This is a genomic window from Streptomyces sp. NPDC001530 (assembly GCF_042894545.1).
Taxonomy (GTDB): domain Bacteria; phylum Actinomycetota; class Actinomycetes; order Streptomycetales; family Streptomycetaceae; genus Streptomyces.
Window position 1 is genome coordinate 398,542 of record NZ_JBIAVS010000002.1, and the last position, 15,592, is coordinate 414,133.

Below are 15,592 nucleotides of genomic sequence, written 5' to 3' on the forward strand. Positions count from 1 at the left end.
CTCGACTCCTCGACGTCGCGGTGGCTGCCCTGACGACGGGGAACATACCCAGATCGAAGGCGCCTGGGTACGTCCACTTGCGCGTCATGCGCCTGTAACCACTCGTCCGCCAGCAGATCGAAAGTCAAAGCTTGGCAAGCGCAGACGAACCGATGTTTTCACTTCTTGAACGCATCCACCCTCATAGACCCACGATTTCGCTCAGATGAGCAGCTCCTGGCACGCCTGATTTCGATCGATGAACGATCAAGGGGTGGCACTGAGTGCCACTCCTTGGAGAAGTGCAGTCGCCCATGATCCGCTCATCTGAGCGCAACCCTCCTCAAGGGTGGCGAGAATCACGCTGCCACAGGCGACGAGATTTCACCATGCGGACGGGAGTCCGGACCGGAAACACGGCTGTCACAGAAGCCGTCGGAGGGGCATACGGCGGGCGGTCACACGCCGAGCGCCAGCAACCGCTCCTCCACCCGCTCCGGCGCGTACAGGTACTCCACGACCAGCGCCCCGGCCCCGACCAGGCCCGCCCGCTCGCCCAACCGCGAGGTCACCACGTCCAGATGAGCGGTGGAGCGGGGCAGCGCCCGCTGGTACAGCAACTCCCGTACGCCGGTGAGGAAGGGAGTTCCGGCCAAATCCCCGGCGATCATCAGCACCCCGGGATTCAGCAGCGTGACCACGGTGGCCAGTACGTCCCCGACCTGCCGCCCCGCCTCCCGCGCGAGCGCCATCGCCTCCGGGTGCCCGGCCGTCAGCAAGTCGCGCACATCTGAGCCAGAGGCGGCCGGAACCCCGGACTCGGCGAGCCGTCGCGCCACCGCACCGCCACTGGCGACGGCGGCCAGACAGCCGTACGAGCCACACCGGCACAGCGCGTCGGCGCCCACCCGGATGTGCCCGATGTCGCCGGCGCCTCCGTCGATGCCCCGGTAGATGGCGCCGCCGACGACCATGCCCGCGCCGATACCCGTGGAGACCTTGACCAGGGCGAACGCCGAACAGTCCGGGTAACCGGTGCGCTGTTCGCCGTACGCCATGAGGTTGGCGTCGTTGTCGACGAGCACGGGGACCTCGGCGCGTACCGGGATCCCCGCCTCGGAGCCTGCGCCCTGAGCCGTACGCAGCCCCGTGTGCTCGGCGAAGGCGCGGCCCAGGCGGCCCCTTATGTCGTAGCCGTCCCAGCCGGGCATGATCGGCGGCTGCACGACGCGGCCGGTGTCGCTGTCGACCGGCCCCGGCACCGCGAGCCCTATGCCGCAGACGGTTTCGGCGGGCTGCCCGGCCTTCTCCAGAAGCTCGGCGAACCAGCGCCCGAGCTCGCCGAGGACCGCCTCCGGGCCCTCGTCGATCACGAGGACGCCCGCGTGCTCGGCCAGGATCTCGCCGGTCAGGGTGAGGACGGCCGCGCGGCCGTGCCGGGTGTCGAGGTCCGCGGCGAGGACGACGGCGTGCTCGTCGTCGAACTCGAGCGTGATGGAGGGGCGGCCGCCCAGCGGTGAGTCCACCGGACCCCCCGCGCCCTCGCGCAGCCAGCCCGCGCGGAAGAGCCGGTCGAGCCGCTGGCCGACCGTGGCCCGCGACAGGCCGGTGGCCTGTTGCAGCGCGCCGCGCGTCGTGGCGCGGCCACTGCGCACCAGTTCGAGCAGATCTCCGGCGCTTGCCTGATTCCCGGCCTTCACGGTTCTCCCTGCCCTTCCTGTCATGCGCACCCCCTTGCGTTCCCCAACTCTGCATTACATATTGAGTTTTGCGTGTTAAATAGACGTAACCCTACGGTAGCTACTGCCGAACTGGTCGGCCGGACGTCTTCGGGGAGACCTGAGTGGACAGCACAACCCAGCTCACCGCCCTGCTCACGGGCATCACCACCCCCGTGCGCACCTCCGGCACTCCCCTGCACGCCTCCGGCCCGCCCTCTTCGCCCGGTCCGGGTGAGATCACCCGTTCCGGATCATTTGTATACGACCGCGCCGAGCTCACGGGGTCGCTGCACCTCAGGGCGGCCCGGGTACTGGAGGACAACTGGACGGGAACGTCCACAGTGCCCTCGCGCGGCCTGTATCCGCACCAGTGGTCGTGGGACTCCGCGTTCATCGCGATCGGACTGCGCCATCTGTCCCCGCTCCGGGCGCAGACGGAGCTGGAGACGCTGCTCAGTGCGCAGTGGGGCGACGGCCGGATCCCGCACATCGTGTTCAACCCCTCCGTGCCACTGGACGCGTACTTCCCGAGCCCCGACTTCTGGCGCTCCTCGACCGCGGGGCGCGCCGCGGGCGCCCCGCGCACCGTACAGACGTCGGGCATCGTGCAGCCACCGGTGCACGCGCTCGCCGTCTGGCTGGTGCACCAGGCCGACCCGGGCCTGTCGCGGGCCCGCGCCTTCCTCCCCCGGATGTATCCCCGCCTGGCGGCCTGGCACCGCTATCTCCTGCACCGCCGGGACCTGGGCGGCGGAGGGCTCGCTTCCGTCGTCCACCCCTGGGAGCAGGGCATGGACAACAGCCCCTGCTGGGACGCCCCGCTGAGCCGCGTCACCCCGGCGCCGGCCCGCTCCTTCCGCCGCGCCGACCTCGACCACGGCGCCCCCGAGGACCGCCCGACGGATCTCGACTACGGGCGGTACGTGCGCCTCGCCACCGACTACCGCGACCGCGGGTACGCCGACGGGGGCGGCGAGTTCGCCGTCGAGGACCCCGCGTTCAACGCCCTGCTGATCGCGTCGGAACACGCCCTGGCACACATCGCCCAGGAACTGGGCGCGGCGGGCACCGCCCGCCACGCCCGCGCGGAACGCCTCACGGCGGCGCTGGTGGAGCGGTTGTGGGATCCGGTCGAGGGGATGTTCTTCTGCCGGGATGTGTACGACGGGCGTGTGGGCGGGGGCGCGGACGGGGGCGAGAGCGGTGCTCTCGGTTTGGAGCGGGGGTCACGGAGCGGTGCTCTCGGTTCGGAGCGGCGCTCGCAGAACGGTGCTCTCGGTTCGGAGCAGGGCTCACGGAACGGTGCTCACGTGCCGGAGCGGCCCTCGCAGAGCAGTGCTCTCGGTTCGGAGCAGCGCTCGCGGAGCGGTGCTCTCGGTTCGGAGCAGGGCTCACGGAACGGTGCTCACGTGCCGGAGCGGCACTCACAGAGCAGTGCTCACGCTTCAGAGCAGCGCTCTCCGAATGGCGCCCGTGGTGCTCTCATCCCCGAGCGCAGTGTCGCCGGGCTGCTTCCGCTCATCCTTCCCGCGTTGCCGCGCGACATCGCAGCCACCCTCGTGCGGACCGCGAGCGGGCGGCACTTCGAGCTCGGCGGGGCCGCGCGGCTCGTGCCGAGTTACGACCTGACCGGCGAAGCCTTCGATCCGCACCGGTACTGGCGGGGGCCGGCCTGGTTCAACACCAATTGGCTGCTGGAGCGGGGACTGCGGCTGCACGGGGAGCGCGCGCGGGCGGACGGGCTGCGGGCCGCGCTGCTCGACACCGCCGGGGAGTCCGGGTTCGCGGAGTACGTGGACCCGTACACCGGCGAGGCCTGCGGAGCACTCGGCTTCAGCTGGACGGCAGCGCTGACGCTGGACCTGCTGCACGAGCCCTCCGGGACGGACCAGGTCGTGTCCCACCCGGGGCGCGGCGCGTTCGACAAGACGCACAGCGCGAAGACACACGACGCGAAGACACACAGCGCGAAGACGCACAGCGCGAAGGCGCGCAACGCATGCGAGACGGGCGCCAAGGGAGGGGACCGGGGATGACGGACCGGCATCATCTGCTCGTGCACGGTGGGACGTTCGCCGCCGTGGGCGACGGCGGGGACATCAGCGGCGTGCGGGGCGGCAGCTCCCCGGACGGGTTATTCGTACGGGACGCCCGGCACCTGAGCCGCTGGCAGCTGACGGTCGACGGCGCAGTGCCGGAGGCGCTCACGCCGGTCGCGGACGGCGACACGGCACGCTGTGTGCTGGTGCCGCGCGGCGGCCGCACCGAGCCGCCCGCGTACACGCTCTTCCGTGAACAGGCTGTCGCCGAGGGCGCGTTCGTGGAGGCGCTGCGCGTCACCAGCAACCGACCGACGCCCACGACGGTCCGTATCGCGGTCACCGCGGACGCCGACTTCACGGACCAGTTCGAGCTGCGCTCCGACTACCGTACGTACGCCAAGACGGGGGTGGTGCGACAACGCCAAGTCCTCGACGACGGCGTGGAGTTCAGCTACCGGCGCGGTGAATGGCGGTCCCGTACGACGGTCACCTCCGAGCCCGCACCGGACGGCGTGGAGGAGACGGGCACGGGCGCGCGTCGCCTCGTATGGACCCTGGATCTCGAACCGCACGGTTCGGCGGAGTTGTCGCTGCGGGTCGCGGCGCGTCCGCACGGCGCCCCGCTCGCGCCGCGCGTACCGCTCTCCCCCGCCGCCGCCAATGAGCAACTCCTCGCTCTGGAAGGGGAGTTCGCGGAGGGTGTGCCCTTCCCGACCGGCTGGCCGGAGCTGGCCGCGGCCTGTGCGCGGGGGCTGTCGGACCTGGCGGTGCTGCAGGTCCCGGCGACGGGCCCGGACGGCGAGGAGCTGCGCGTCCCGGCGGCCGGAGTCCCGTGGTTCCTCACCCTGTTGGGCCGCGACGCCCTCCTGACCTCCCTCTTCGCGCTCCCCTACCGGCCCCAGCTCGCCGCCGCCACGCTGCCCGCGCTCGCCGCGACCCAGGCGACGGAGACGGGGGCCGGTGCGGTGGCCCAGCCCGGCAAGATCGTGCACGAGGTGCGGTACGGGGAGCTGGCGCACTTCGGGCAGGTGCCGTATGGGCGTTACTACGGTTCGGTGGACGCGACGCCGCTGTTCCTGGTGCTGCTCGGCGCGTACACGGAGCAGACCGGTGACCTGGCCCTGGCCCGCCGTCTGGAGGCCAACGCCCGTGCGGCGATCGGCTGGATGCTGGACCACGGCGGTCTGACCTCGCGCGGCTATCTCGTCTACCGCGCGGACGGCGGCGGGCTCGCCAACCAGAACTGGAAGGACTCCCCGGGCGCCATCTGCTCGGCCGACGGCAGCCGCCCCACCGGCCCGGTGATGGCGGCGGGCGCGCAGGGATACGCGTACGACGCCCTGCGCCGCACCGCGCACCTGGCCCGCACGGCCTGGGACGACGAGGTCTACGCGGCCCTCCTCGAACAGGCCGCCGGCGACCTCCGCGACCGCTTCCAGCGGGACTTCTGGATGGCCGAACACGGCTTCCCCGCGCTGGCGTTGGACGGTGACGGCCACCACGTCGACGCGCTCGCGTCGGACGCGGGCCACCTCCTGTGGTCCGGCCTCCTGGACAAGGAGTACGGCGAACTGGTCGGCCGCCGTCTCCTCGAACCCGACTTCTTCTCCGGCTGGGGCGTGCGCACGCTGGCCTCCGGCCAACCGGCGTACCACCCGCTCTCGTACCACCGGGGCTCGGTCTGGCCGCACGACAACGCGCTGATCACGCTGGGGTTGGCGCGGTACGGCCTGCACGACGAGGCCCGCACGGTCGCCCACGCCCTCGTCGACGCGGCCACCGCCGCCGGTCACCGCCTCCCCGAGGTCCTCGCGGGCTACGGCCGCGACACCCACGGCGAACCGGTGCCCTACCCGCACGCGTGCGTCCGCGAGTCCCGCTCAGCAGCAGCACCACTGGCCCTGCTCACGGCAGTGGGGGGCGCCTGACAGGCAGTTGTAACTGTGGGCACGCGTGACCATCTCCACGGCTGGGAGGTGGGCGGCGGAGATGCGCGCCGCCGCCCACCCACCCAGCGGTGGGCATGCGCCCCGCCGCCCACCCACCCGTCGTAGCTGTGGGCAGGCGTGCCGCCGTAACCATCCTCGCTGTGGGCATGCGTGCCGCTAGGGGCGGCACGGGTGGGCACAGCGGCACCCCGCACAGCGCCGGGCTGCGCGACCCACCCCCGACCTCAGCCCCGGTGCCGGGAACCTTGGTGCGATACGGCACCCGGCACTGGTGGCTGTGCCCACCCTCCCCCAAGTTCTCGGCTTCGCTCGAACAGGGGGGACCCCCATCGCCCAGCGGGACGATTGCCCACAGCGGTAGCAGCGCTAGCAGCAAGCGCACCGCCCACAGGGCGAAGCCACAGCGGCAGCGGCACGCGGCGAGCGTCACGTGAGCGGCAAGCGGCAAGCGGCAAGCGGCACGCGGCGAGCAGCACGCGAACCCCGCAGCGACAACAGCCCTCGCCGAGAACGCCCGGTAGCGGCAGCGGCACGCGCCACGGCGCTGTTCGTCACGCGGGTGGCCCCCGGCCACGGGCGTCGGAGCGGCCCGGGGGCTCGCGCCAGGGACAGGCATCAGCCCCCGGACGTGTCCAGCTCCGCGTCCTCGCTCACGCCCGCGCAGTCGTACGGGTCCTTGAGCCAACCGTCCGGCAGGACAACCCTGTTGTTGCCGGAGGTACGGCCACGGGGCCCGTCCGCGCCGAGGGGCCAGGGCTGGTCGAGGTCCAGCTCGGCGAGGCCCTCGGAGAGTTCGGCGAGCGACGAGGTGATGGCGAGGCGCTTGCGCATCTCGGAGCCGACGGCGAAACCCTTCAGGTACCAGGCCACGTGCTTGCGGAAGTCGATGACGCCACGCGCCTCGTCACCGATCCACTCACCGAGCAGGGTCGCGTGCCGGACCATGACGGCCGCGGCCTCGCGCAGGGTCGGGCGGGCGTAGGAGTCCGTACGCCCCTCGAAGGCGGCCACCAGGTCGCCGAACAGCCACGGCCGGCCAAGGCAGCCGCGCCCGACCACGACCCCGTCGCACCCGGTCTCCCGGACCATCCGCACCGCGTCCTGGGCCGACCAGATGTCGCCGTTGCCGAGGACGGGGATCTCCGGCACGTGTTCCTTGAGGCGCGCGATCGCGTCCCAGTCCGCCGTGCCGCCGTAGTGCTGCGCGGCGGTGCGGCCGTGCAGCGCGATCGCCGTCACGCCCTCCTCGACCGCGATCCGCCCGGCGTCGAGGAACGTGATGTGGTCGTCGTCGATGCCCTTGCGCATCTTCATCGTGACGGGCAGATCCCCGGCACCGCTGACGGCCTCGCGGAGGATCGCCCGCAGCAGGTTCCGCTTGTACGGGAGCGCCGAGCCGCCGCCCTTGCGGGTCACCTTAGGGACCGGGCAGCCGAAGTTCAGGTCGATGTGGTCGGCCAGGCCCTCCTCCGCGATCATGCGGACGGCCTTGCCGACGGTCGCCGGGTCCACGCCGTACAGCTGGATCGAGCGCGGCTTCTCGGTCGCGTCGAAGTGGATCAGCTGCATGGTCTTCTCGTTGCGCTCGACCAGCGCTCGCGTGGTGATCATCTCGCTGACGAACAGGCCCTTGCCGCCGCTGAACTCCCGGCACAGGGTGCGGAAGGGCGCGTTCGTGATCCCGGCCATCGGGGCCAGGACGACGGGCGGCTGGACGGTGTGGGGGCCGATCTGCAGCGGGGTGGCGGGAGCGAGGGTGGGCGTGGACATTCCTCCATTGTCACGTACGCGGGCAAGTACCCGGCACACCCCCGGCACACCCCGAGGCAAGTGCTCAACATCCTCCCGGCACACCCCCGGCACACCCCAGGGCAAGTGCCCGGCACACCCCCCGGCACACCCCGGTCAAGTGCCCCCGCACACCACCCGAAAAGATCATGTAGCGGTCATTAGTTAGACGCACTATCGAAAGCGGCGTACCCTGGTGGAATGCCCGAGCTCAGCCCTCGCCACCGCATGCTGGTGCTCGCGATCTGCTGCATGAGTCTGCTGATCGTGAGCCTCGACACCACGGTTCTGAACGTCGGCCTGCCCGCGATGCAGAAGGAACTGCACGCGAGCGTGGCGGGCCTGCAGTGGACGATCGACGCGTACACGCTGGTGCTGGCGTCGCTGCTGATGCTCGCGGGCTCGACCGCCGACCGCATCGGGCGGCGCAAGGTCTTCATGGCGGGCCTGGTCGTCTTCACCATCGGCTCGGCCCTGTGCTCCCTCGCCCCGAACCTCGAATCGCTCGTCGCCTTCCGCATGGTGCAGGCGGTCGGCGGTTCGATGCTCAACCCGGTGGCGATGTCGATCATCACCAACACCTTCACTGACCCGCGTGAGCGCGCCCGCGCGATCGGCGTGTGGGGCGGCGTGGTCGGCATATCGATGGCTGCCGGACCGCTGGTCGGCGGCCTGCTCGTGGACTCGGTCGGCTGGCGGTCGATCTTCTGGATCAACCTCCCGGTGGGCCTCGCCGCGCTCCTGCTCACCCTGCGCTACGTTCCCGAGTCCCGCGCCCCCAAGGCCCGCCGCCCCGACCCGGTCGGCCAGCTCCTTGTCATCGCGCTGCTCGGCTCGCTGACGTACGCGATCATCGAGGCGCCCAGTTCCAGCGCCCTCAAGACGCTCGCCTTCGGCACGATCGCCCTCGCCGCGCTGCTCGGCCTCCTGCGGTACGAACCACGGCGCGCCGAACCCCTCATCGACCTGCGCTTCTTCCGCTCGGCGCCGTTCAGTGGGGCCACCGTCATCGCCATCAGCGCGTTCGCGGCGCTCAGCGGATTCCTGTTCCTGTCGACGCTCTATCTGCAGAACGTCCGCGGCCTGGACGCGCTGCACGCGGGCCTGTGGATGCTGCCGATGGCGGCGATGTGCTTCGTGTGCGCGCCCGTGTCGGGACGACTCGTCGGCAGCCGCGGGCCGCGCCTCTCACTGCTGATCGCCGGGATCGCGATGACCGCGAGCGGCATCCTCTTCGCCGCCTTCCAGGCCGAGACGTCGAACGTCACACTCGCCATCGGCTACGTCCTCTTCGGCCTGGGCTTCGGCTTCGTGAACGCCCCCATCACCAACACCGCCGTCTCCGGCATGCCCCGCAGCCAGGCGGGCGTCGCCGCCGCCGTCGCCTCGACCAGCCGCCAGATCGGCGGCACCCTCGGCGTCGCCGTGGTCGGCGCGGTGCTGGCCTCCGGGGTGCGGGCGTCGGCGTACGAGGACACCTTCGTGTCGGCCGCCCGCCCCGGCTGGTGGATCATCGCCGGCTGCGGCCTCGCGGTCCTGCTCCTCGGCGCGCTGACCAGCGGACGCTGGGCCCGCGCGACGGCGGAACGGACCGCCGAGCGGCTGGAGTCGGTGGAGATACGGGACGCGGCGGGCGTGAACGCCTGACGGCTGCCGGCGGATCAGGACCGAGGCCTGGGCCTGGGCTTGGGCCTGGAGCTGGAATTGGAGCTGGGCCTGGAGCTGGACCAGCGTCTGGGCCCAATCCGGCGCCGGGGCTTGGGCCCGATCCGGGACCGAGGCTCGGACCCAAGCCGGGACCGGGGTCCGGGCCCAAGCCGGGACCGTACCCAAGAGACACCAGCACCCAGGAGCACCGCGAGGACGCCGCGCCCAAGAGACCCCCGGCCCTGACACCCCGCGTCAGGCCCCGACCCGCCCGCGCTCCACAGCGATCGCGTGCAGTTTCTCCAGGCGCTCGCGGGACTCCTCGTCGGCGGGCACGTACGTCACCATGCGCGGCCCGACCTCCGGGCTGAGCCACAGGTCGGTGTGGTCGACGGTGATCCGGCCGACGTGCGCGTTGCGGAACTCCTTGCGCTTGGTGCGCGCGCCCACCACCTCGTGCCGGTCCCAGGCCTCGTTGAAGTCCGGGGACTCCGCCCGCAGCCGCTTGAGCAGCATCTTCCAGGCGGGCTCGGCGAGATGCCCGGCCATCGCGGCCCGGAAGCGGGCGGCCATCAGCCGCTGGGTCTCCTTCAGGTGCACGATCGAGGAGCGCCACTCCTCGTGGGTGTAGGAGAGGATCATGCAGTTGCGGTCCTCGGGCGGTACCGCGTCGAGGTCGCAGAGCAGCATCCCGTACGTGCGGTTGTACGCGAGGATGTCGTAGCGGCTGTTCTGGACGCAGGCCGGGATCGGCTCGAGCTGTTCGAGGACGGCCTGCAGGGCCGGTGTGACCGACGGGCACTTCGACGCGGGCGACGGGTCCACGGCGCCGGCCAGCTGGAAGAGGTGCGTGCGCTCGCTGGGGTCGAGCATCAGGGTGCGGGCGAGCGCGTCGAGCACCTGCACGGAGACGTGGATGTCACGGGCCTGTTCGAGCCACGTGTACCAGGTGACGCCGACCGCGGCGAGCTGCGCGACCTCCTCGCGGCGCAGGCCGGGGGTGCGTCGCCGGGGGCCGCGGGGCAGTCCGACCTGCTCCGGGGTGACGTGCTCGCGGCGGTGGCGCAGGAAGGCGGCCAGCTCGTGCCGCCGGATCTCCGATTCCCGGCCGTCGTGCCGTGCCGCCGACGCCGTCCGCACCGTCTGTTCCTGCGTCATGGTCGTCATGCTCCCCAGCCTGCCGCACCGGGCAACCTGTTGCCAGGTACTTCTTCTACCAGGATAAGGAGACTCTGGTACCAGCCTGGGAGGGGGACAAGGCTGGTCGTCGTGACCGAAACAGGAACTCTCACGACCCCTGTCCGTTCGCCCTCGGCCCCACCCGAGCTCGGGGGACTCGGACTCTTCACGGTGCTGCTCGGTGCGGCACTGCCGCTCATCGACTTCTTCATCGTCAACGTGGCCCTGCCGACCATCGGCCGGGACCTGAACGCCGGCGAGGCCGTCCTCGAACTCGTCGTCGCCGGATACGGAGTCGCGTACGCCGTCCTCCTCGTCCTGGGCGGACGCCTCGGCGACCTCTTCGGCCGGCGCCAGTTCTTCCTCGGCGGTATGGCGGCCTTCGGCCTGACCTCGCTGGCGTGCGGGCTCGCGCCGAGCGCCTGGACGTTGGTGGCGGCGCGCGTCGCGCAGGGCGCGGCGTCCGCGGCGATGCTGCCGCAGGTGCTCGCCACCATCCAGTCGGCGACCGCGGGCCCGCGCCGTGCGAAGGCCATGGGCCTGTACGGGGCCACGGCCGGCCTGTCCATGGTCGCCGGGCAGATCCTCGGCGGCGTCCTGGTCGCGGCGGACATCGCGGGCACCGGCTGGCGCTCGGTGTTCCTCGTGAACGTGCCCGTCGTGATCCTCGGCCTGATCCTGGCCGCGCGCGCCGTGCCCGAGACGCGCTCGCAGCACCCGGAGCCGATCGACGCCCCCGGCACGGTGCTGCTCGCGGTCTCCCTGCTGGCCCTCCTCGCCCCGCTCACCGAGGGCAGGGCGGCGGGCTGGCCCCTGTGGACCTGGCTGTCGCTCGCCCTGTTCCCCCTCGCGGCGGCGGCGTTCTACTTCATCGAACGCCGGGAGGACCGCCGCGGCCGTACGCCCCTGGTCCCGCCGAGCCTCTTCTCCCTGCTCTCGCTGCGCCGGGGCCTGGTGATGATCGTGCCGTTCTCGATCGGCTTCAGCGGGTTCATGTTCGTGATCGCGGTGGCGTTGCAGCGGGGTGCGGGCCTTGGTCCGGTGCCCGCGGGCCTGGCTCTCGCGCCCATGGCCGTCGTCTTCTTCGTCGTCTCCCTCTGTGGTCCCCGGCTGGTCGCCCGCTACGGCACTCGGATCGTCACCGTCGGCGGGCTGATCCAGGCGGTGGGTGTGGCCCTTCTGGTGGTGGCCGCGTGGCGGTCCTGGCCGGACCTGGGTGTGTGGGAACTGCTGCCGGGCGCGGCGGTCGCGGGCGCGGGCCAGGCCCTCCAACTCCCCGTCATCTTCCGGATCATCCTCTCCGAGGTCCCGCCCGCCCGCGCCGGCGTCGGCAGCGGCGTCATGATCACCACCCAGCAGTCGGCCCTCGCCCTCGGCGTCGCCACCCTGGGCTCCCTCTTCCTCGCCCTCGTACCGGGCCACGGCATGCAGAACGCCCTCGTGACCACGCTGCTGGTCCAACTGGCAGGCGTGGCCCTGACAACAATGCTGAGCCTGCGCCTGCCGCGCAGGATCAGCTGAGACCACGGCGTCCAGGCTCTTCCGTACGTCGTCGACGGCTTCTCCGACTTGCGCGACCTCTACGGCGGTTCAGTGGCCGACCAGGCAGAACGGATGCCCTGCCGGATCGGCGTAGATATGCCGCCCCCGCCCGTCCGAGACGTCCAGCAGTGTCGCGCCGAGAGCCAGGACCTGCCGCTGCGCCCGATTCAGGTCCGGGACGCCGAAGTCGAGGTGGAATTGTTGGGGTTGGGTAGGGTCCGGCCGGCGCGGCGGCTGGTAGTCCTCCACGCGCTGGAAGGCGAGCACGAGGCCGGAAGGCGTGTGCAGGGTCGCCCAGCCCTTATCGAGCGCCCAGCGACGGTCCGGCCGGTTGACGGTTCCGCCGAGCAACGCCTCGTAAAAACGGGCGAGTTGGAGAGGCTCCGGGCAGTCGAGCACCACGCATTGCAGTTCGGCGATCACGGGCCGATCCTAGGGCGCCTCGCCTCTGGGCGAGTGGAGCGACCAGCGTCTCCGACTGGTGCGCGCGTCGAAGGGCGACCGCGACGAAGCCGTTCGCCTTCAGCTCCTCGACGAGATCGCGGAGGAAGCGGACGGTTTCCCGGGAGGCGACGCACCTCAGCCGCCGAGGCGTCGGGTCGTGGTCATGCCGACCGCCTGCCGGATCTGCATGAACCGGTCCTCGATCAGGCGGAGTTCCATCAGGCGGAGTTCAGGATGCGCCGCGACGAACTCGGTCATCGGCTGCCTGATGCCGGCCGCCCTACCTGGTGGAACCCGGTTGCCCGTTGGACGCGACCGACCCCACACCCAACTCGCCGCCGAAGACCCCCTATTGATCTTCGCCATGCTGCACACTCCTTGCTGCGCAAGCGGAGCGGTAACACCTGGAGGTGTCAGTGTCATGCTGCAGATCAACACGAGCAAGGTAAGCCGCTGGGACCAGCACGGCCGCGAGCACGTCGTCCGTGTACAACGAGCAGGCGTCCAGCGCACGATCCGATGCGACACCTGCGGCTGGCGCAAGGGCGCGCAGTTCCTGCCCTGGCTGAAGGCAGAGGAACACCTGGCGGAGGCGCATCAGGCGACGGTGGATCCTGCGGAGTCATGAGAGCAGCAGTCGGGCGGCGTCCATGACGGGAGCATGTGACGCGACCACCCCGTCCGCGCCTGCTCGCCTCATGGCGGTCGCCCGCTCCTCGTCCCGGGCGTACCCGAGAAACCGGATACTGGCCGACCGAGCTGCCATGAGGTCGGTGAGTTGATCTCCGATGAAGAGGCAGGAGTCGGGGGGAAGTCCCAGGTGGTTCAGTGATCGGATCAGGCAATCGGGGTCGGGTTTCACGCGCCGGGCGTCGTGTGGATCGCGACCGCGGACGGCCTCGAACTTCGCTTCGAGGCCTGCGCGCTCGAGGTACTCCCGCACAGGCCCTTCGGCCGTGTCGCTCACGATCATGAGACGTCTGCCCAGGTCGAGCAGGAGGTCCACGCATCCGACCACACCCGCGGCCGGCTCGGCGGACGTGACGGCCGCGTATTCATGCATCGTCACTGCGGCTTCCGCCCACTCAAGCGGCTGACAGCTGCGCGATGTCGGGGCCGGCCGGTCCCATGCTTCCCTAAGGCGTCGGAGGACGCCGTGAGCGTCGTGGCAGTCCTCGACATCCTGATCGAGAGCGCCCCATGCGCGGCGCGTCTCAGCTTTGATCTTGTCGGCGACACATGTGGTCGGCCGGCCGGCGAAGAGATCGCAGACCGGGCCGTCGAAGTCGAACAGCACTGCCTGCGTGCTGTCGAGAAGACTCCGCAAGGCTTCCCGGTCGTCGAGTGCGTCGGCCATGGGCTTCGTCGCGCGCATCCGGCCACTGTGGCCCACGTCGGGCCGCGCGGGCCACCCCTCAGGTCAGGCGCGCAGCCCGCGCAGCACCAGCTCCACGACCGCCTCGAACTCCGCGGCGATTCCCGGCTGTTCCCATTCGCGCGCGTAACACGGGTCGTGGAAGCGGCCCGTGGCGTCGAAGAGGGCGCGGGCGGTGACGGTGGGGGCGTCGGAGGCGAACACACCGCGCTCGACGCCGTCCTCGATGATGGCGGTGAGCTGGGCGGTGAGGTCGGCTATGTGGTGATCGACGACCGTGCTGGTCTCGCCGATCAACACCATGTACGTGGCGAAGAGCTGGGGGTCGTCGCCCGCCTTGTGGCGCTTGGCGGCGAACAGTGCCGCCAACCAGTCGCGGAGGCGCGACTCGGGGTCCCGGCCCTCGGCGACGATGCCGGACAACGCCTCAGACGTACGGTCCAGCCAGCGCTCGGTGACCGCCTCCCGCAGCGCGGCCTTCGTACGGAAGTGCCGGTAGACGCTGCCGTGGCTGACGCCGAGCGCGCGGGCCACGTCCACCACGGTGGCCTTGGCCGGGCCGTGGCGGCGCAGCACCTCCTCGGTGGCTTCGAGGATGCGCTCGGCGGTCAGTGCTTCGGTGGTCGGTGCCATGACGAAGACCGTACCTGCCGGTACCGTCAGCGCTCGCTGTCGAGGTGTGCCATCTGCGCCGCCGGGTAGCGATCGCCCGCGGCGGCGTCCGCCGGTACCGCCTCCTCGATCGCGGTCAGGTCGCCCTGGTCGAGCGTCACGTCCAGCGCCCCCAGCGCCTCCGTCAGACGGTCACGGCGGCGCGCACCGACGAGCGGCACGATGTCCTCGCCCTGCGCCAGCACCCACGCGATCGCGATCTGCGCCACGCTGACGCCCTTCTGCTCGGCGATCTTCCGCAGCGCCTCGACGAGGGCGAGGTTGTGCTGGAGGTTCTCGCCCTGGAAGCGGGGACTCATGGCACGGAAGTCGTTCGCGGCGAGCTGCCGGTCGGCCGTGAAGTGGCCCGAGATCAGCCCACGGGACAGCACGCCGTACGCCGTGATGCCGATGCCCAGCTCCCGGGTCGTGGGCAGGATCTCGTCCTCGATGCCGCGGGAGATGAGCGAGTACTCGATCTGCAGGTCCGAGATGGGAGCGGTCGCGGCGGCCCGGCGGACGGTGTCCGCGCCGACCTCGCTCAGACCGATGTGCCGTACGTGCCCGGCCTCCACCAGCTCAGCGATCGCCCCGACCGTCTCCTCGACCGGTACGTCGGGGTCGACCCGCGCGATCCGGTACACGTCGATGTGGTCCACGCCGAGGCGCTGCAGCGAGTAGGCGGCGAAGTTCTTCACGGCGGCCGGGCGGCCGTCGTACCCCGACCAGCCGCCGTCCGGGTCACGCAGCGCGCCGAACTTCACGCTGGTCAGCGCCTGCTCGCGCAGCGCCGCGGGGGCGTTGCGCAGCGCCTCGCCGATCAGCATCTCGTTGTGGCCCATGGCGTAGAAGTCGCCGGTGTCGAGCAGGGTCACGCCGGCTTCCAGCGCGGCGTGGATCGTCGCGATGGACTCGGCCCGGTCGGCGTCGCCGTACAGCGCGGACATGCCCATGCAGCCGAGGCCGAGGGCGGAGACCTGGGGGCCGGTGGTTCCGAGGGAGCGGGTTTGCATCGTCATGCGTCCACCCTGCCATGACAGATGACAGATTTCAATATCTGTCATCTGTCACTTGTCAGCCCCATCACTCACCGCCCTGTCACTCGCCAGGTCCGCCGCTCACCGACCCGCCTGCCACCCACCACCTGCCTACCGCCCGCCACCTGTCGACCCGAAAGGGAATATGGTCCAGACCTATTGACGAGAGGTCTGGACCACGAGCACTGTCATGTCTACGACATCTGCGCGCACCCACCCCGACCCCCACCGGGAGGCT

13 protein-coding genes are annotated in these 15,592 nt (G+C 71.2%); 5 read left to right on the top strand and 8 right to left on the bottom strand.

Translation table 11 applies throughout. The features are described 5' to 3' along the window. Nucleotides 1-437 precede the first annotated feature (437 nt). Complete coding sequence (locus tag ACFY0T_RS04660; RefSeq protein ID WP_388864539.1) at nucleotides 438-1,703, bottom strand: ROK family protein; 1,266 nt, start codon at nucleotides 1,701-1,703, stop codon at nucleotides 438-440. A gap of 119 nt (nucleotides 1,704-1,822) precedes the next feature. On the opposite strand from ACFY0T_RS04660, the gene ACFY0T_RS04665 reads away from it, so the two are divergent. Together ACFY0T_RS04665 and ACFY0T_RS04670 are read left to right on the top strand one after the other, a co-directional pair. Further along, a complete protein-coding gene (locus ACFY0T_RS04665) occupies nucleotides 1,823-3,736 on the top strand; it encodes a hypothetical protein (protein ID WP_388864540.1) in 1,914 nt (637 codons plus the stop codon). Further along, a complete protein-coding gene (locus ACFY0T_RS04670; protein ID WP_388864541.1) occupies nucleotides 3,733-5,670 on the top strand; it encodes a glycogen debranching N-terminal domain-containing protein in 1,938 nt (645 codons plus the stop codon). Before ACFY0T_RS04665 ends, ACFY0T_RS04670 begins: the two co-directional genes overlap by 4 nt. Nucleotides 5,671-6,306: 636 nt before the next feature. Here ACFY0T_RS04670 and dusB read toward each other — a convergent pair. Continuing rightward, nucleotides 6,307-7,461, bottom strand: coding sequence for a tRNA dihydrouridine synthase DusB (gene dusB / locus ACFY0T_RS04675; RefSeq protein WP_388864542.1), 1,155 nt, complete (start codon nucleotides 7,459-7,461; stop codon nucleotides 6,307-6,309). A gap of 219 nt (nucleotides 7,462-7,680) precedes the next feature. On the opposite strand from dusB, the gene ACFY0T_RS04680 reads away from it, so the two are divergent. Then, nucleotides 7,681-9,126: an MFS transporter gene (locus ACFY0T_RS04680; RefSeq protein ID WP_388864543.1), complete on the top strand. Its 1,446-nt coding sequence runs from the start codon at nucleotides 7,681-7,683 to the stop codon at nucleotides 9,124-9,126. A gap of 255 nt (nucleotides 9,127-9,381) precedes the next feature. Here ACFY0T_RS04680 and ACFY0T_RS04685 read toward each other — a convergent pair whose 3' ends face one another. Next, nucleotides 9,382-10,284: a helix-turn-helix transcriptional regulator gene (locus tag ACFY0T_RS04685; protein WP_388864753.1), complete on the bottom strand. Its 903-nt coding sequence runs from the start codon at nucleotides 10,282-10,284 to the stop codon at nucleotides 9,382-9,384. A gap of 111 nt (nucleotides 10,285-10,395) precedes the next feature. On the opposite strand from ACFY0T_RS04685, the gene ACFY0T_RS04690 reads away from it, so the two are divergent. Further along, complete coding sequence (locus tag ACFY0T_RS04690) at nucleotides 10,396-11,826, top strand: MFS transporter (RefSeq protein ID WP_388864544.1); 1,431 nt, start codon at nucleotides 10,396-10,398, stop codon at nucleotides 11,824-11,826. Between the two features lie 69 nt (nucleotides 11,827-11,895). Here the strand turns inward: ACFY0T_RS04690 and ACFY0T_RS04695 are convergent, their stop codons facing one another. Continuing rightward, a complete protein-coding gene (locus ACFY0T_RS04695; RefSeq protein WP_388864545.1) occupies nucleotides 11,896-12,270 on the bottom strand; it encodes a VOC family protein in 375 nt (124 codons plus the stop codon). A gap of 156 nt (nucleotides 12,271-12,426) precedes the next feature. Then, nucleotides 12,427-12,549, bottom strand: a complete 123-nt coding sequence (locus ACFY0T_RS04700; RefSeq protein WP_388864546.1) for a hypothetical protein — start codon at nucleotides 12,547-12,549, stop codon at nucleotides 12,427-12,429. Between the two features lie 163 nt (nucleotides 12,550-12,712). Between ACFY0T_RS04700 and ACFY0T_RS04705 the strand changes: the two genes are divergently transcribed. After that, a complete protein-coding gene (locus ACFY0T_RS04705; protein WP_388864547.1) occupies nucleotides 12,713-12,919 on the top strand; it encodes a hypothetical protein in 207 nt (68 codons plus the stop codon). Here ACFY0T_RS04705 and ACFY0T_RS04710 read toward each other — a convergent pair. The 3 genes from ACFY0T_RS04710 to ACFY0T_RS04720 are packed head-to-tail and all read right to left on the bottom strand — an operon-like array spanning nucleotide 12,914 to nucleotide 15,336. Beyond that, complete coding sequence (locus tag ACFY0T_RS04710) at nucleotides 12,914-13,666, bottom strand: HAD family hydrolase (RefSeq protein ID WP_388864548.1); 753 nt, start codon at nucleotides 13,664-13,666, stop codon at nucleotides 12,914-12,916. The genes ACFY0T_RS04705 and ACFY0T_RS04710 overlap by 6 nt on opposite strands. A gap of 45 nt (nucleotides 13,667-13,711) precedes the next feature. Continuing rightward, nucleotides 13,712-14,299, bottom strand: a complete 588-nt coding sequence (locus tag ACFY0T_RS04715; protein WP_388864549.1) for a TetR family transcriptional regulator — start codon at nucleotides 14,297-14,299, stop codon at nucleotides 13,712-13,714. Nucleotides 14,300-14,325: 26 nt separating this feature from the next. Further along, a complete protein-coding gene (locus ACFY0T_RS04720; protein WP_388864550.1) occupies nucleotides 14,326-15,336 on the bottom strand; it encodes an aldo/keto reductase in 1,011 nt (336 codons plus the stop codon). Between the last annotated feature and the right edge of the window lie 256 nt (nucleotides 15,337-15,592).

Bases quoted from the DNA above. Each gene is read 5' to 3' on its own strand.
- ACFY0T_RS04660 (WP_388864539.1), bottom strand. From the start codon at position 1,703: ATGACAGGAAGGGCAGGGAGAACCGTGAAGGCCGGGAATCAGGCAAGC.
- ACFY0T_RS04670 (WP_388864541.1), top strand. From the start codon at position 3,733: ATGACGGACCGGCATCATCTGCTCGTGCACGGTGGGACGTTCGCCGCC.
- dusB (WP_388864542.1), bottom strand. From the start codon at position 7,461: ATGTCCACGCCCACCCTCGCTCCCGCCACCCCGCTGCAGATCGGCCCC.
- ACFY0T_RS04680 (WP_388864543.1), top strand. From the start codon at position 7,681: ATGCCCGAGCTCAGCCCTCGCCACCGCATGCTGGTGCTCGCGATCTGC.
- ACFY0T_RS04685 (WP_388864753.1), bottom strand. From the start codon at position 10,284: ATGACGCAGGAACAGACGGTGCGGACGGCGTCGGCGGCACGGCACGAC.
- ACFY0T_RS04700 (WP_388864546.1), bottom strand. From the start codon at position 12,549: ATGACCGAGTTCGTCGCGGCGCATCCTGAACTCCGCCTGATGGAACTC.
- ACFY0T_RS04705 (WP_388864547.1), top strand. From the start codon at position 12,713: ATGCTGCAGATCAACACGAGCAAGGTAAGCCGCTGGGACCAGCACGGC.
- ACFY0T_RS04710 (WP_388864548.1), bottom strand. From the start codon at position 13,666: ATGCGCGCGACGAAGCCCATGGCCGACGCACTCGACGACCGGGAAGCC.
- ACFY0T_RS04715 (WP_388864549.1), bottom strand. From the start codon at position 14,299: ATGGCACCGACCACCGAAGCACTGACCGCCGAGCGCATCCTCGAAGCC.
- ACFY0T_RS04720 (WP_388864550.1), bottom strand. From the start codon at position 15,336: ATGACGATGCAAACCCGCTCCCTCGGAACCACCGGCCCCCAGGTCTCC.